The 16,293-nt window shown below is 46.6% G+C and carries 11 protein-coding genes and 1 pseudogene; 11 read left to right on the forward strand and 1 reads right to left on the reverse strand.

Annotated features, from left to right (window positions below; genetic code table 11):
- Window positions 1–128: 128 nt before the first annotated feature.
- The 7 genes and pseudogenes from D7M11_RS35040 to alr form a co-directional block, all read left to right on the forward strand.
- Window positions 129–386 (forward strand): annotated as a pseudogene (locus D7M11_RS35040) (GrpB family protein); the annotation flags it as partial.
- A gap of 150 nt (window positions 387–536) precedes the next feature.
- The gene (locus D7M11_RS35045) at window positions 537–860 is read left to right on the forward strand and encodes a hypothetical protein (RefSeq protein WP_120751921.1); all 324 of its coding nucleotides are present in this window, start codon (window positions 537–539) and stop codon (window positions 858–860) included.
- Window positions 861–2,460: 1,600 nt separating this feature from the next.
- A complete protein-coding gene (locus D7M11_RS35055) occupies window positions 2,461–2,799 on the forward strand; it encodes an ASCH domain-containing protein (protein ID WP_120751922.1) in 339 nt (112 codons plus the stop codon).
- Between the two features lie 11 nt (window positions 2,800–2,810).
- On the forward strand, window positions 2,811–3,056 hold the full coding sequence (locus D7M11_RS35060; RefSeq protein WP_120751923.1) for a hypothetical protein: 246 nt from the start codon (window positions 2,811–2,813) through the stop codon (window positions 3,054–3,056).
- 1,073 nt (window positions 3,057–4,129) lie between these two features.
- Entirely contained in the window at window positions 4,130–5,209 is a 1,080-nt protein-coding gene (locus D7M11_RS35070) for a D-alanine--D-alanine ligase family protein (protein ID WP_120751924.1), read from the forward strand.
- Window positions 5,206–6,597, forward strand: a complete 1,392-nt coding sequence (locus D7M11_RS35075; RefSeq protein ID WP_120751925.1) for a UDP-N-acetylmuramoyl-tripeptide--D-alanyl-D-alanine ligase — start codon at window positions 5,206–5,208, stop codon at window positions 6,595–6,597. The genes D7M11_RS35070 and D7M11_RS35075 overlap by 4 nt, the downstream gene beginning before the upstream one ends.
- Complete coding sequence (gene alr / locus D7M11_RS35080; protein WP_158607008.1) at window positions 6,594–7,742, forward strand: alanine racemase; 1,149 nt, start codon at window positions 6,594–6,596, stop codon at window positions 7,740–7,742. The genes D7M11_RS35075 and alr overlap by 4 nt, the downstream gene beginning before the upstream one ends.
- A gap of 265 nt (window positions 7,743–8,007) precedes the next feature.
- Here alr and D7M11_RS35085 read toward each other — a convergent pair whose 3' ends face one another.
- Window positions 8,008–9,321, reverse strand: a complete 1,314-nt coding sequence (locus D7M11_RS35085) for an ABC transporter substrate-binding protein (RefSeq protein ID WP_120751927.1) — start codon at window positions 9,319–9,321, stop codon at window positions 8,008–8,010.
- A 257-nt stretch (window positions 9,322–9,578) separates the two neighbouring features.
- Between D7M11_RS35085 and D7M11_RS35090 the strand changes: the two genes are divergently transcribed.
- The 4 genes from D7M11_RS35090 (at window position 9,579) to sigJ (ending at window position 15,565) form a co-directional block, all read left to right on the forward strand.
- Window positions 9,579–10,439 (forward strand): helix-turn-helix transcriptional regulator, encoded by an 861-nt coding sequence (locus D7M11_RS35090; protein ID WP_120751928.1) that lies wholly within the window; start codon window positions 9,579–9,581, stop codon window positions 10,437–10,439.
- Between the two features lie 795 nt (window positions 10,440–11,234).
- On the forward strand, window positions 11,235–12,248 hold the full coding sequence (locus D7M11_RS35095; RefSeq protein WP_120751929.1) for a hypothetical protein: 1,014 nt from the start codon (window positions 11,235–11,237) through the stop codon (window positions 12,246–12,248).
- A 1,126-nt stretch (window positions 12,249–13,374) separates the two neighbouring features.
- The gene (locus D7M11_RS35100) at window positions 13,375–14,685 is read left to right on the forward strand and encodes a phytoene desaturase family protein (RefSeq protein ID WP_275671765.1); all 1,311 of its coding nucleotides are present in this window, start codon (window positions 13,375–13,377) and stop codon (window positions 14,683–14,685) included.
- Entirely contained in the window at window positions 14,663–15,565 is a 903-nt protein-coding gene (sigJ, locus tag D7M11_RS35105; protein WP_120751931.1) for an RNA polymerase sigma factor SigJ, read from the forward strand. Before D7M11_RS35100 ends, sigJ begins: the two co-directional genes overlap by 23 nt.
- Window positions 15,566–16,293 lie beyond the last annotated feature (728 nt).

Below are 16,293 nucleotides of genomic sequence, written 5' to 3' on the forward strand. Positions count from 1 at the left end.
TAACACGCCTACCTTTTTACAATAGGAGATTTTTTTTATTTGGGCCATGAAAACACATCATAATTTAACAGATATAGTAAATACAAGAGATTGTATTTTTCATGTTAACTTCTTTGCAACGCTAGTGCCCTAACAGAAGATTCTTTAGAAAAGGTCAATGGAGAGCAGGAACGCATCATTTGCATATATACAATTATGGAAGCGAAGAGTGGACAAACAATATTTTATTCAGGGATTATTTAAGAACCCATCCCGATGTACTAAAACAATACAATCAATTGAAAAAAGAACTTGCAGAAAAGTATCGTAATGATAGGGCTGCTTATACAAATGCCAAACATCCATTCATCATTGATGTGATTCAAAAGGCCAAATTGAATGAGTAAACAAACTTGATTGATTGCGCTAACGGAGACATTAGTTCAACTATAGGGAGCAGCTTTGCCACATGCAGCTGCTCCTCTTTTTATTAAGCTATTGGGCAGTTAAACGCAACTTCCTAAGCCCTGGTTACGTAAACCAATGGGGGGTGAGGTATGAAAAGAATTACCTTAATAACAATGGCGTTTATGCTCTTTATTGTAGGTTGTTCGTTCGGAGAACTTAAAACATCAGCATCATCCCAGATTACGGTGGTTGAAAAAGATTATTCAGATGATTACAAAGATGCTTGGATTGTGGCTTACGATCCGAATAACTCGACAAAAAAAATTGCAATTAAAATCATGATTAAAGATCCAATGGTTTGGAATTTAATCGAAACCAATAAAACTTATTTTGCTGCTTATTATAGAGAAGGTAATAAACCCTGGGAATTAACTCAAATTGCTCATCTTGGAGATGAAAAAATGTTGAGATAAATTATTTTGTTGACCGCAAGTAGCAATGACTCAACTAAACGGATAACGATCGCTCCATCGTCCGCGACGGCAGCCCGCCAAATGTTCGGTTGCCGTCGTTGCGCTAACGGGCAGAATAATGGAAAAGTTATTTGTGATATAGTTTAATTGTTCCACTTCTTGGCATGTAGTTTCGTTAGTTGAAACAGATGGTGGTGTATTCATACGACCTATGTCAATCGGAAAACTAACCAAAATGATATTCCTGTTCTTTCATCCTGATGGAAGAATTGAGTGGTGAACATATCTCGCTTGATGATATGAATAACCGACTGAAGATGGTAGAAGAAAGCAGTACTGATACCATATTTGTGTATGAAACATATTCGGAGGTTTTAGCTACGCTGGTCTTTCGAATAAGGGAAAATATTCGTGAGGTAAGTCGTTATGGGGAAATTTGTATCATTGTAGTAAGATCAACGGCAAAGCGGCGTGGTATTGGATTTATCAGGATATAGGGTATGAGATAATAACTGGTTGCCGCTTTGAAAAGAAACTATGATTCAATCGTCTTTGTAAATACCAATGTAGCAATTTAATCATCGCTGCACTAACGGAGACATTAGTTCAACTATATGGAGCAGCTTGCCACTGGCAGGATGGCGGTCGGCCGGCGGTGCCGCATTGAATCCATTTATTCGAAAGCCGTTGAAGGACGGATCCGGATTTGTTCCGGGCTGCCGTCAGGCCCTTGCAGGGCTCTGATAGGATCATGTATTATTACTACAAAAACTCTTTCCCTTGGTAGTCCTAGTTGCTCCACAATTTTGATTATGTCAATAATTCTTTGGTCCATAGGTTAGTCGCCTCCCCCTTAATCTAAGAAAGCCTGAATTTCGTTTGATTTTCCTAGATCATGCAAACCATCATCTCGAAATAAATTTCTCGACCCCTTTAAGAATAAATTTGCCGCCTTCTTTAAATAGAACATCTTTTACAGTTTGTATATTCTCATATCGTAGTATTTCGTAGATTTTAGTGCGCACCTCGTCCGAAAGAATGGGATAACGGCGATAATCCATACGGGTAGTACAGCGTCACGTTGCTTGGGCTTGTCAGCATCAGCATGCCACCGATCACCTCAATCAACGGTGTCAACTCATAGACAACCACTAACGATTCAACCATAAATGTATAGCAGAATTTTCTCCTATGAAGTGTAACAGAGCCCAATGAAAGAATTCTGAAAGAATATACGCAGGGTTGCAACCGCTCGCCACCGCTTCGTTCTTGTCCTTCTTGCCTGCCTCGCTGCCGTGTGTGGTGTGATAGCTGGGAAAGGTCTCCGCATTCGCCGTATTAGGGGGCAGCTGCATCGATATATGCGACTGAACCGGGGTATAACCAGCCTACGATCTCCGGTTTGTACACCATTAAAGCTATCACACGTTATGCGGATCAAATTTGCGAGCTTGAGCAATTGCTGAAAGGGGGTCCGATTTCATGAACTGGGATTACGATAACGTATGATCCATCTCGTTAATTGTAATGCTCCATTCATTTTCTGTTCATAATTGTTGTCTACAATATCGGTGAGTCAAAAGGGAGAGGAGCGTATCCAATGTCTGAAGCATTGCCGCCAAAAACATGTTCTATCGATCGACTTGTAACGGTAAAAGAGGATGTCGCGAAAGTATTGAACGGAGCTAAAACAGCAACCCGACGAAACGGCCGGTACGCCGACCCTGGCGAGATCATGGAGCATGGCGGGAAAAAATTCGAAGTATACAATGTGTACCAGCAAATGCTGGGGGATATGTCTGATGAGGATGCCAGAAGAGAAGGGTTTCCCGAAATGGAGTCGTATAAAGCGTACATTTTATCTCTGCATAAGGGGATGCCATGGATTCCTCAAGCTAAAGTATGGGTTCATGAATTCCGTGACATTGAAGGCGACTGAAGAAAGCGGGAATGACTGACGAACAAAACATATTTAAGTCACGTACGCTATTGATCCAAAATCGCCACATCGCTGGCGATTTTATTAATCAGGAATGTCTTCAAGTTCCCCGGTTCATGCTTTCAGTGTTTATTTTAAAAGGGGAACCGGCCTATCTCCAATTGAATATAGGACTTGCGCCAGAAGGTTGCCTGATGACGAAAACCGTTAAATTCAAGATGGATCCAGGTAAAGACGGAAACTGTTATCCGCACTAAGATAGAGATATGGCTGACAATTCTTGAGTAGTGGAGGATGAAGGTATGAGCGTGACGAGTTTACTTCCAACGGAGCTGGACATTGCATTTTTGTGGAAAACGGATACTGTGTATCCCCCAACGACGATCGGCTCGAGCTGCTGCGCGAACGCATGGAGAGGGTGTAAACGGTGAATATGAAACGGGGCGGGCTACTTGGAGAGGCTAAAACGCGGAGATGCTAAACTACGAAAATATATGTATCTAGCCACACTTACTTTGGTAGGAACCAATCCTGTCTTCCGGCAACTGCATGAAAACAATGTTCAGGTTAAGCACATGAGCAAGCAGCAATCCGTATTCAAAGTACTGGGGAAACTGGCGCGAATCCTTGTCGGTATGGTTCAGAACGGAAGCCCGTTCACCCCTGAAAAAACAGTCTGCTCGTACGTACAAGCATCATAGAAAGGGAATTAACGAAAACGTAAACTGACTCATTCGTAGGATTTCAAAACAAAGAAAGCACGGAGGACCGAGTTCAGTTCGTCTCCGATAAGGGCATAGACCCATCAACTAAACGCTATCGGTCTCCACACCTTGGATAAGTGTAACGAAGGAATGTAAGGGCATAGACCCGTCGAGCCGTGGGATGGTAAACTTCCAGGGATCTTGTGGAGAATGCGTGCAGTAGAAAACCCTTGGGGAATTGTTCCAGACGGTTCTTCTATTTCCGCATGCCCAAAACAGCGACCTCTCGGGGCTCATACCTTATTTCCTTCCGAAGACTGCCTTTCAGGATGATGAAATCCTGCGAATGAGTGAGCATATGTGAGTTAAGCCCTTAATACTGAGGGACGGAGACGATAGTTAAAAATATACACAACGGCAGCCGGCTAGAGTTGTGTTCGCACTTGGATAAACTTTCTATTTCAATAAAACATCGCCTTTTGCGAAAGCAAGAGGTTTTTTGTTTTAGTTAAGAGTTAATGCCGATCCTTACGGAATTGATAAGCTTTTCTTTAAAATTGGAGCCCAATTTTCTTAAGAGTTGTCTTTCATACTTGAGACATCTTACAAGGATAGGCGGGAACATAATGAGAACAAACGTTTATGTCATGTATGGAGGACAATCGCCAGAACACGACGTGTCGCTCAAATCGGCGCTGGCCGTCATCAACCGGCTCGACCGGGAACGTTATCGTGTATTCCCGATCTATATCGATCCGGAAGGCAGATGGCGCGGAGGTGACGAGTTGATCGGAGAGGTGGAGCATTCCCACAATATTCGCTTTTCCGTAGATGAAGCAGCACCGATGAGCGGCATTTTGAAACAATGGTATAACGAAGATCGCGGCAGTCACGTCGTGTTTCCAGTGCTTCACGGGCCAAATGGCGAAGACGGCACTCTACAGGGCATGCTGGACATGCTAAACGTGCCATACGTCGGTAACGGGGTATTCGCCTCGGCAGCAGGAATGGATAAAATTATGACAAAGCGGCTTATGGAACAGGCAGGCATTCCTCAAGCCCCTTATATGGCTATTAACTCTTTCGAATGGAATGAGAACGAGGAAGCAATTATACGAGAGATCGAAGAATCGATCGGCTACCCTTGCTTTGTAAAGCCGGCTTCGATGGGTTCGAGCATCGGGATTAACCGCTGCGAGAACCGGCTGCAGCTTGCGCATGCCGTCCAGGATGCATTTCGCTATGATCGCAAAATTGCAGTGGAACAAGAAATAGACGGAAGGGAAATTCAGCTGGCAATACTTGGTTGGAACGAGCTTTTCTGCTCGGAAGCCGGAGAGTTTGAACGCGAACGTAATTTTTTCAGCTATGAGCGGAAATACGGTAGTGGCAAACTGACGATGCGGATCCCCGCTCGTTTGGACGAGGGCGTATACATTCGTTTGCGGACAATGGCGCTGCGGGCATTCCGGACGCTTGACGGAGCGGGACTGATGCGTGTCGATTTTTTCGTCACAGACGATAACGTTATATATCTCAACGAAGTAAACACATTGCCCGGTTTTACTGAGAACAGCATGTTCCCGGCGATGCTTACTTTTGACGGTCAGCGTACGTTCGAGGGACTGCTGGACGAATTGATCGAGTTCGCGTTTCAGCGGTATCAGGCTAAACAAATTTGGTTTGAGGGGAGGGTGGAGGCATGATTACGCGTACCATTTCACAACTGGCGGCAATGGCCGGTGCGGAATCGAGCGGTTATGTGGCCGACCTTCTTATACGAGGAGTTTGCACGGATACCCGAAACCTTACCCCAGGTTCGTTATTCGTCCCGATCCGCGGGCTGCGATTCAATGGGCATCAGTACGTCAAGGACGCGCTCGAGAGGGGGGCGGTGGCGGCCCTCTGGGCACAAGGCGAGCCCGATCGACCGGACCATCCGGCCATTATCGAAGTGGAGGATACACTGGCCGCCTTGCAGCGGTTGGCGAAGGAATACCGCCGTCAGCTCGCGGTGAGTGTGATAGGCATAACCGGCAGCAACGGCAAGACGTCGACCAAAGATTTGCTGGCGGCGCTTCTATCAACAACGTTCCGGACGCACAAAACGAACGGCAACCTGAACAATCATCTGGGTGTACCACTCACGTTGCTCGGGATGGACGAAGAAACCGAGATCGCGGTCATAGAGATGGGCATGTCGGCAATTGGCGAAATTGCAGCGCTGTCGGCCATCGCGGGACCGGATGCAGCGGTCATTACAAGTGTCAGCGAGGTGCATCTAGGCGACTTGGGTACCCGAGATCGCATCGTGCAGGCCAAGCTGGAATTGGTTCAAGGATTGCGGCCAGGCGGGCTCCTCGCCTATTGTGGCGATTATCCTCAACTTGTCGAAGGCATCGATCGTGTCGGGTATCGCGGTAAAACCGTATCTTATGGGGTACAGCCTTCGAATGACCTCCACCCGATTCACTGGCGGGCTGACGATAATGGGTTCGCTTTTGTTTTGGACGAACAAGTGCCTGAAAAATTCGCGTCTCCGATTCACGGCCGGCATCAAATGGTGAATGCACTCGGTGCGATTGCAGTGGCGCGGCACCTTGGCGTTCCGGAACAGCTGATCCGTGAAGGATTATATGACGCGACGTTAAGCGGCATGCGAAATGAAGTCGTTCGGGTCGGCAGATACCTTATCCTGAACGACACCTACAAATCTAATCCAAGTAGTGTTCGCGCCGCGCTTCAGACATTGTACGATTTTCGAAAGCCAAGACGGAAAATTGCACTGCTCGGCGACATGGTGGAGCTCGGGGAAGAATCGGAGCAGCTACACCGGTCCATCGGTGCCGAACTCGATCCTGAACGGATTGATCTGGTCATCACCGTGGGAGCTTCCGGAGCCTATATTGCCGAAGAAGCGGCCCGGCGATTCCCTGGTGACCGGGTGGTCGCGTGTGCGGATAAAGAAGAAGCGATCGCACGCTTAAACAAGGAGGAGCTGGACGACAGCTTGCTGCTCATTAAAGGCTCTCGGGTACTGCAATTGGAGAGGATTATCGAAGCGCTTCGTAACAAGGAGGCATGGTCGTCTTGATCGTTTGCAAGCCGAAAGCCGACGTTTGGGCTGAAATCCATCTCGACCGGCTGGAAAGTAATATTCACGCGATTCGGCGCCTACTGCCTCCAGACTGCGCCTTCATGGCTGTTTTGAAAGCGGATGGATATGGTCACGGGCTTCTCGAAACCGCCCGATCCGCAATCATGGCTGGAGCGGATGCACTGGCCGTCGGTGCGCTGAAGGAAGCGCTCCTACTACGCGGCGCTTCGATCCGGGGACCAATCCTTGTTTTGACACCTTGTTCCCCAAACGAAGTTGATATTGCTGCGGAAAACGGCATTTCTCTGCCGGTTGTGTCGGAAGAGTGGCTGAGAGAGGCAAAGCATTGCAAAACGACCCGGCTACCTTTGCGCATCCATTTGAAAATCGATTCTGGCATGGGAAGGTTTGGTATCCGCGACGACCGCGAGCTCAGGCGAATGCTGACCATGCTGAAGGTGGACGATTTGATCGTGGAAGGCATTTATACACACTTGGCAACGGCCAATCAGGCGGACGACAGTTTTGTTCAAGAACAATTTCGGCGCTTCTCCGGTTTATGCAGCATTCTGCGAAAGGCGGGATTCCCGCATGCTGTGGTCCATTGCGCGGGAAGCGCGGCTGCTTTGCGGTTTCCGGAACTGGCTTTAGACATGGTACGGGTCGGCGCATCCCTATTCGGGATTGTACCGTTGGATGAGGGGGCTGAAGGCCCGATCGGGCTTCGTCTTGCGCCTACATTTTCGCTGCATGCCCGTATCCTACAAGTGAAACAGATCCGCAAGGGGGAAAGCATTGGTTACGACCGGACATATACTGCAACAGAAGAACAATGGGTCGCCACGCTCCCGATCGGTTATGCTCATGGATTGTCGCGGCGCTGCTCTGGCATGTCCGCACTTGTTGATGGTCAATGGGCGAACTTAATCGGTAATATTTGCATGAATCAATGTATGGTCAAGCTGCCCTCGTATTACCCAGTCGGGACCCGTGTTACCCTGCTCGGCGAAAACGGCGGGAAATCGATCACCATCGATCGGATGGCCGTTCAGATCGGAACGATCTCGCAGGAAGTATTGACGTCATTGGGATCGCGCGTTCCGCGTATGTATGTCGAACTCATGCCATATACCGGTTGCTGATTGTTTCCCGCCAGGAGGTTTGTCCGCTTCATGCTTTGCTGAAGTCCTGAGAGAGTTGAGTTCGGACCTCGGCTTTGCCTTGAGACGAAACATCTAAAGTCCTAGTTGAGTTGGTATGACACCATTATAGGTGGTAAGTTGACTATTTTTCTTACTGTAGTGGGGTGCGCTCGTAGAAGAGCTTCAATCTCGTTACTTTTACAAGCGAAAAGAAGGAGCCGCACTAGCAGCTCCCACCAGCGTTCCTATAAGATTAATGTTGACTTCATTTCGATTTTTCGATCGCCTCGGCAATCGCTTTATCCGCCTTTTCTTTATATTCCCGCACAAGCGTATTGATATCTTTGTTCGTTTTCCGAAGCTCTTCAGCTGCGGCATCCGTAAGGCCTCTCACGATCGTTTGATCGTATTTCGTCGGAGTATGAATTTTTCTCGGTTTCGCTTTAAAGAAAGCTTCGATATGTTTCCCTTTCAAACTTTCCAATTCAGCTCCGAACACTTTCTCGAATTCGGTGCCTTCAAGCGTAGAAAATCTGCCTGATTTGGCAATAGCGGTCTGTACTTCATCGGACAGCATATACGTCATTACCTTCAATGCGTCATCCTTATTATTGCTCAGGCTGGACAACATCATCGCATGCACGTTGGCCTCCCTGCCTGTGCCTAACGCCTCAGGGAAGTTGGGTAGGGCAACCATGTCCCAGTTTAATGTCAGCGTGCCTTTCTTGTATTCGGTTTCAAACCTGCCGGTAAAGTTATCGGCCCAAAGTGGCAGCATCGCAATCGTTTGATCCGTGATGAAAGCTTCCCTTCCGATCTGCTTGAGATCGTTGAAACCCTGCATTCGATAAAATTCATTGATTAATTTATAAACTTTAATCCACTCCGGGGAGTCGATCATGGATTTATTCGTTTTCGGATCGACGAACGGAAGCGACAGCTGTGTAGCGATCAAGGACGCTCCAGTCGAATCGAATCCGGCATATTGCACGCCGCCTTCGTTTCTCATAAGTTTCCGTGCCAGAGCAATGGTTTCATCCCATGTCATCAAATCTTTCGGATATTCTACGCCAAATTTATTGAAAAGATCTTTATTGTACAGCAGGGCTGCTACGTTTATCGAGAACGGAAGAGCGACCAACTCTCCGCGATCGCCATACTCGCGGAAAGAATCCATAATGACCGGCTGTACTTTTTTCAATTCGGTGCTATCTTTCTTGATCATTTCATCTAAACTTTGTACAACCTTTAAATCTTTAAACGCCTGAAACGTGTTGTTGCTCGTAAAAATGATGTCCGGGAAAGTTCCCGCCGCAAGCAGGTCTTCCGGGTTCTTCCCTTTATCCTGCACGATCATCTGTAAAGTAATGTGCGGATATTTCTTTTTGACGGGCTCAACAAAAAACTTTTGAAATTCCTCGTCCGTCAAATTAACCCCGTATCGGTATACCGTTATCGTTTTAGGTTCCGTGTTGGTCTTATGTTCGGGCGTCGAACCAGTTTCATTATTTTGCGCACAGCCAATCAATGAGGTGGAGAACAACATAACCGTTAATACTTTCGATGTAAACCTTTTCATAATCGCATAACCCCCACTTTTTTCCGGATCGTTTGACAAAATGGCAATATTTGCTTACGCCTCTTTCATTGTATTAAGTATTCCGGATTTCATTTTGCACGCCATTCTGCTGTTATGGCCCGTCATTTAACTCTCGTTCTGCTGTTACGTCAGTTTCTAGTAGAGAAATTCAATAACGATATGATATGGTAATCATTAGAGTAAATCGTTCTTGACTCAGGAGAAAGGATTTACTGCGACGAAAGGAGGTCCCTTTCATGCTCGCTCATCCCATGATGCTGCCTGTTCGCTTCGCTTACCGGTTCGATACCCGGTGGGGAATGAATTTCCACACGCACAGAGAATATGAACTTTACTACTTTCATCAAGGGCGCTGCACGTATATTATAGGCAGCCATATTCATGTGCTGAGCCCCGGGGACCTTATTTTGATGAACGGTATGACGCTACACAGTGCCAATCCCGGCCCTCATCATTATTTGCGCACGAATATGCACTTCGATCCCTCTTATTTGCGCGAAGTGCTGAACGACTCGATTTTTACAAGCGCTTTCGAAACGATCGGACAACTTGGCAACCATATTATTCACCTGGAGGGCGAATCGAGAACCGAGGTTGAGCAACATCTGCATAAAATGAATGGCCTGTATCAACAGAACGATGCGGTCTCTTTCCGACGGTTTCTGCTTGCCCTGCTCGACCTGCTCTATTACATCCAGCCGTTTTGCCCCACAACCGGTCAGTCGATACGCAAAATGACCGAAAAGGAGCTACACGTGCAGCGTATGCTGACCTATCTGGAGGAGCATTATTCCGAAGAGCTGCACATGGAGCTTCTGGAAAGCGCGCTATTTTTGAATAAAACATACATGGCCAAAATATTTAAAGAAGTCACCGGTATGACGATCTTCATCTACTTAAAAAACCGCCGTCTGAATCAAGCCAAAATCTTGTTTATGATGGACAATAAAGTCTCCGTTTCTGACATCTGCTACACGGTAGGCTACAAGCACCTGTCGCATTTCAGCCGCCTGTTCAAGCAGAAATTCGGATGCACGCCCGAGCAGTTTCAACGAATTGCACATCATCACAAACTATCGACAAATTCAGAAAAGTGATGAGGATGAAATAAAGATGACGCAATATAGCAGCGTAAGCTAGCTAAAATCCCACCCTTTCAAAGGTGTGGAGGTTCAACAAAGGAATATCGTACCGAAGGGTGAGGGATCAGTTCTACCGATCAGGTTAATACCATATGCTAATAGTAATCTTTCAGCACTCCCACGTATAATCATCCAATACGTAGGAGCGTATACTGAGCAAGCCAAGGCAGGCCTGACCCCTTGCCACGGGCTATTATTCACTCACTAGGTTCTTAACGTGTCACTCGTTAAGAACCTTCTGCTTATTCCCCTTGAGTATTGCGAGGGGGCTTTTTCTTTTGTGTCAAATCTGATATTGCATTGTATACCATCATAAAAAACTTTCCATAGAAAGTGATCGTTTCAATTGTTTTGTACCTTTTTGTCAGATAACCAAGGGATAATAGCTTGTAACCAAACTGCGTGGCTCAAATCTATAGATACAGACCGAATATCATGGCAAGACTGAGCGTGAGAAAGCAGTACTCCTATCCTTCAGACTTGGCGATATCGTCTCTGGCCGGGTATGCTACTGATGATTCCGTTCAGCAGCCTGGTAAAATTTATTGAAATATATGGAATTTCCTCTATAAAAAATGACTATCAATGTGGTAAAATGTTCCCACTGCGAACTCGTAATTTGTCGAAGAGTACAAAAAGATCCGTACAAGTCGGAGCCGTATCTGCGTATTCGGGAGCTCTATTGATAATTCGTATTCGTTTTAAGGTCTGATTTTGTACAAGGACAATAACGAAGGAGAGAAGAAAATCATGTTGAAAAAATGGATCGTCGGATGCGTGACGGCGGCAGCGCTTCTGCTGCCCGGGGCGACTATGGCGGAAAACTCGAAAACGATTCCGGTCGTTTTCAACGAAATTCATATCAAAGTCGATGGCAAAGAGGCGACGGGAAACACGATTTTGTATGACGGGACGACGTATGTGCCAATTCGTAACCTGGCAGAAATGATGTACAACCTGCCTGTCGCGTTCTACCCAAAGGAGAAAGTCGCCAATATCGGCTTCGTGCCTGCAGGTCAAAAAGAACCGGGCATTCCCGCCGCACAGACGGATAACGCGAAGGATGACGTGCTAGAGCCTAAGAGAACGGAATCAATTCCGGTCGTATTCGATGCAATTACGCTAATGGTAAACTTGGAGAAGGTTAAAACCAGCAATTTGCTGTATAACGGGCGCACCTACGTTCCGCTGCGGGCCGTGGCCGATATTCTGGAACTGGAGCTAGTCTTTGACGCCCCTACGTCGACGGCCTACATCGGCAAAATCCCGCCGGGGGCAATCCAGACAACAGCTCCAGCCGTCGAGACGGCTGAGCCGCCCCAGCAGCCCGATCAGCCCGCACAGGCGGAAGCCGGAAGCGGCATGTACGCCGTGCCTGCCGACGGCGATATGGCTGGCTGGAACTTGCTAGTGGGTCATCAGTACGAAGGGGCCGTTCACATTTATTTCAAGCTTAACGGCTCAATTATGAGCACGAAGATAGAGGATATCCGGCAAGTCGATCTGAACCAAAAGGTAACGTGGGTCGACGATAGCGGGGTCACCCGCACGAATACGGTCGGCCAGATCTACCGGCTGTTCGGAAGCTTCAGTCAGTATACGAGCGAATGGTTCTTCGAGAAGTTCGGCGATCTCTACGCCGATTGGCTACTGACGAGCACGATTCAGGCCGATAAAATCGTCGATCAATATTTGACCGAGAACGGACTCAAACAGCCTTCCCGCAGCAACATCACGCTGACGCCCGGCGCCAAAGTGCGTTAGAGCAAAGCGAGGGACTTTCCAGCAAGGGGCCGGGAAGGTATCGTCCTTTGCGGTGTGGGAATCGATAAGCGCTCGGAAGACGATTATAGTGTTTGCCTATAAGGATAATAAAAATTGGAAAAAAAGGAAAACATCGATCACTGAAGGCGAATCCCGATGAGGAGAGCGCCGTATTAGCGGACTCGTTGAACCGAGAATCCCCTAGCTTAGCTATGAGTCATCACCTCCTAATCAAAGGATCGAGATAAATGAAAGAAAAAAAACAGGTCGTTCCATTTTCACCTAGACCACAACCACTCAAAGATAAATCACAAAAAGAGCTTATCCAAGATCGAAGGGAAAACGAAAAGATTGGATAAAAAAGATCATACGGAAAGATTAACAAGTTGCTGTGATTAATGGTTGTCTTGCTCCAGCAGTATTCCAGATGATAGTAACAAATGATATATTACACGAAGTAGGGCAGACTTCCGGGCCAAGAATTATATGACAAGGGGTCGAAACTATGCGGCGCATGTTGCTACAGGCAGTGGAAAGTGAAAGAATGAGACGGAAAACGGGTTCTGGATTATCTAATCATGAAGCAATAGATCGAGCCTTAATGTGTAGCATTTTTGAAGCTTCGATGGATGATAACTGGGTGCCTGGACAACAACGTATGACAATTGATGATCATCTTGCAGTCTCGGAAAGACTAAAAGCAACCAAACCCTTAGGGAATTGTTCCAGACGGTTCTTCTATTTCCGCATGCCCAAAACAGCGACCTCTCGGGGCTCATACCTTATTTCCTTCCGAAGACTGCCTTTCAGGATGATGAAATCCTGCGAATGAGTGAGCATATGTGAGTTAAGCCCTTAATACTGAGGGACGGAGACGATAGCGTGGAGCTGCCGCAAGGACAGCTCCTCTTGATGTTTATTGAAAAAGCGGAGACGATAGTGTGGAGCTGCCGCGAGGGCAGCACCTGATCGATGTTATTGAAATAACGGGCAGCATAGTAATAGGGCGAATTTTGTTTGCGGGTTGCTTTCGCTTCTTCGCCGTTTTTTAGCTCTCCACAATTTCTTTTTAATTCTGTCACATTCCGCCTCCCTTCCCCGTCATACGGGTACCAAATCGAAAGGGATGATGACGATGCAAAAATATGACATCGCAGTTGTGGGTGGAGGAGTAGCGGGGTTAACAGCAGCCATCTATGCAGCAAAAGCGGGAAAACAAACGATTGTGATTGAAAAACAGGATCGCTTGGGAGGTCGGGCTGTTTCCAATAAGAAGAAGGGGGCTTACTTTAACTTAGGCGGGCATGCCTTGTATCATGGAGATGCGCTTGCAACGTTTCGTGAATTGGGTCTGAGTCTGCAAGGAAATCAACCTTCGATCGATGGGTATGGGATATGGAAGGGGAAATTGCTTACGATGCCTATGAGCGTTAAATCTCTGCTCACAACCCCTCTCTTATCTTGGAAAGGCAAGATGGAGCTTGCCTCTTGGCTCGCGAAATTTGGAAAGCTAGATACCCATCGCTATGATCAAATCAGTTTGCGCGAATGGATTGAAAGCAATTTGCATGATCCCATGGTACGGAATGTATTCTACGCTTTGCTGCGTACGGCAAGCTATGTGGTAGCTCCAGACATGCAGGCTGCCGGTCCGGTATTGCAGCAACTCCAACATTCTCTTCAAGGTGTGTTGTACCTGGATCGAGGGTGGGGGGCCATAATAGATGAACTTAGAGAAATTGCAGTTAAACATGGGGTAAGGATGTTGACGAGCAGCAAAGTCGTTGCCACCGAGCACCGAGATGGAGCCGTACAGCATGTTAGATGCGAAGATGGTACGCTAGTCGAGGCGAAACATATCATCCTCACCGCCCCTCCTGCCGTCGCCCATCAATTGGTGCTGAACGCGGAAGCAACCGCGCTTCATGCTTGGAGAGAACAGGCCATCGAGATCACTGCCGCTTGTTTGGATGTCGCTTTGCGACGTCTACCGAAACCGAAACAGCAATTTGTTTACGGGATCGATCAAACGATCTTTCTCAGTAACCAATCCCGCGCGGCCTATCTGAGCGATGATGGCGCCCAAGTCATATCCGTGATCAAGTATCAAGGAGAGAAGAAAAATCCGGATAAGGATCTACAAGATTTAGAACAAACCTTAGACTTAGTACAACCGGGTTGGCGGGACGAACTGGTTGCGAAGCAGTATCTTCCGCATGTGACGGTCTGCCATGATTTCTTGCATATGAGACGCCAGCATCAGCCAGGGCCGGCTGTCCCGGAGATATCCGGATTATATGTGGCCGGAGAATGGGCATCGCACGGCGAACTTCTGGTCGATGCCGCGACGGCTAGCGCCAAAAGAGCGATACAGTGCGTACTCGCCCTCGAGTATTCGGAGAGGAAGCCCGAAAATGCACATAGAAATATTGTATAAAACGTATCGAATTCCGCTTTTTTCGTTAGCTTATCGAATGCTGGGGAGTGTCATGGATGCTGAAGACATCGTACAGGAAGCGTTCCTCGCTTATGATCAATTGCCGGACTCGGCAGCTATTCTTAATGAAAGAGCCTTTCTGTATAAAGTCGTGACGAATCGCTGTCTAGACCTTCTACGTTCATCTGCACATAAACGGGAACTATACATTGGACCTTGGCTTCCGGAGCCTTTGATTGACAATGGGGCACTGGACACAGATCCCTCCCAAGCCTATTTGCAACGTGAATCAATATCAACGGCTTATCTGTTGCTCCTGCAACAACTGAACGCGGTGGAGAGAGCCGTATTTTTACTCCGGGAGATTTTTCACTATTCATTCGACGAGATTGCCGGAACGATTGGAAAAAGTAGCGCGAATTGCCGCCAAATCTTCCATCGCGCTCAAAAGAGTATCCATTTCGATCCGGATCCGACCCCATCGATCTCGGTGGCCGAAGAGAAAGTCAAAGATTTCGTTAATTCTCTCATGCAAGGGAATACAACGAAGCTGCTTGAATTGGTAAGCGAAAGCGTGGTGTTCTATTCGGATGGCGGAGGCAAAGTCAGGGCAGCGCAGCTTCCGGTTGTCGGTATAGATCAAGTCATCAAGCTGCATCAGAACCTGTTGAAGATGTATGAGGGGAAATACAGCTTCGCTTTCCTTACTGTGAATGGACTGCCGGGGATTCGTGTTATCTTAAGCGAAGACATTCAATATATCTATTCGTTTGCTTTTAATAATAATCAAATTCAGACCATTTATTCCGTAGTAAATCCCGAGAAACTAAGACATCTAAAGAACGATACGGTTAAACGGACCAATAAGAAGGGTACTTGATCGGGTGCCCTTTCGCTTTCGCTCTATAATTGTTACGGTGAAGTTAAGAACCATAAAACGAACGTATGGCTACAATGTGAAAATTGAACAAACATTTCTCCCTTTGATTGTTAAGCTAAACGGAGACGAGAGCTCAATGTTACGACATAACAAGGCAGCCGTCGAATCGATCGGCTGCCTCGCTCACCTAACGGGTGGGTATTGTGGTGTTAATAATCCAATTGTACATAAAAAGATCTCAATTTATGAGGTCGATTTTGAAGATTGAGCTTTAGATTTCCACAAAGTATATAGTCCGATAATTAAAATGGCGAAAGCAATGAGTTCTATTATTGTAGGTATTAATGAAAACCAACTAACCAGTTCTCCAATCGTCATACCCAATGGAGGTTGAGTATTACTTTCATGCAGTGAATCGATGTATTTAGCAATATAGGGGGAGTAAAAAAAAGATAAAATTTTATTCATAATGAGGATAAGAAAAAAATAAAACCCTGCTGTAAATGAATGGTTTCTACACTGTATAAGTCCAAAAATCAAAAGGATGAGAAATAGAATAATGAGTAACATGCTTATAAAACCAGATAACATCAAAGAAACACCTCCTAATGCGCATATTATACCACATGTTACCAAGTAAGTTATCTGTTAACAAAAATCATTTTAGATTTCACAAAACGGAACACGATAGCTCAATCGTCACGCTACGGCAACCGACCAAAATGTTC

Source organism: Paenibacillus ginsengarvi, assembly GCF_003626695.1.
Classification (GTDB): domain Bacteria; phylum Bacillota; class Bacilli; order Paenibacillales; family NBRC-103111; genus Paenibacillus_AB; species Paenibacillus_AB ginsengarvi.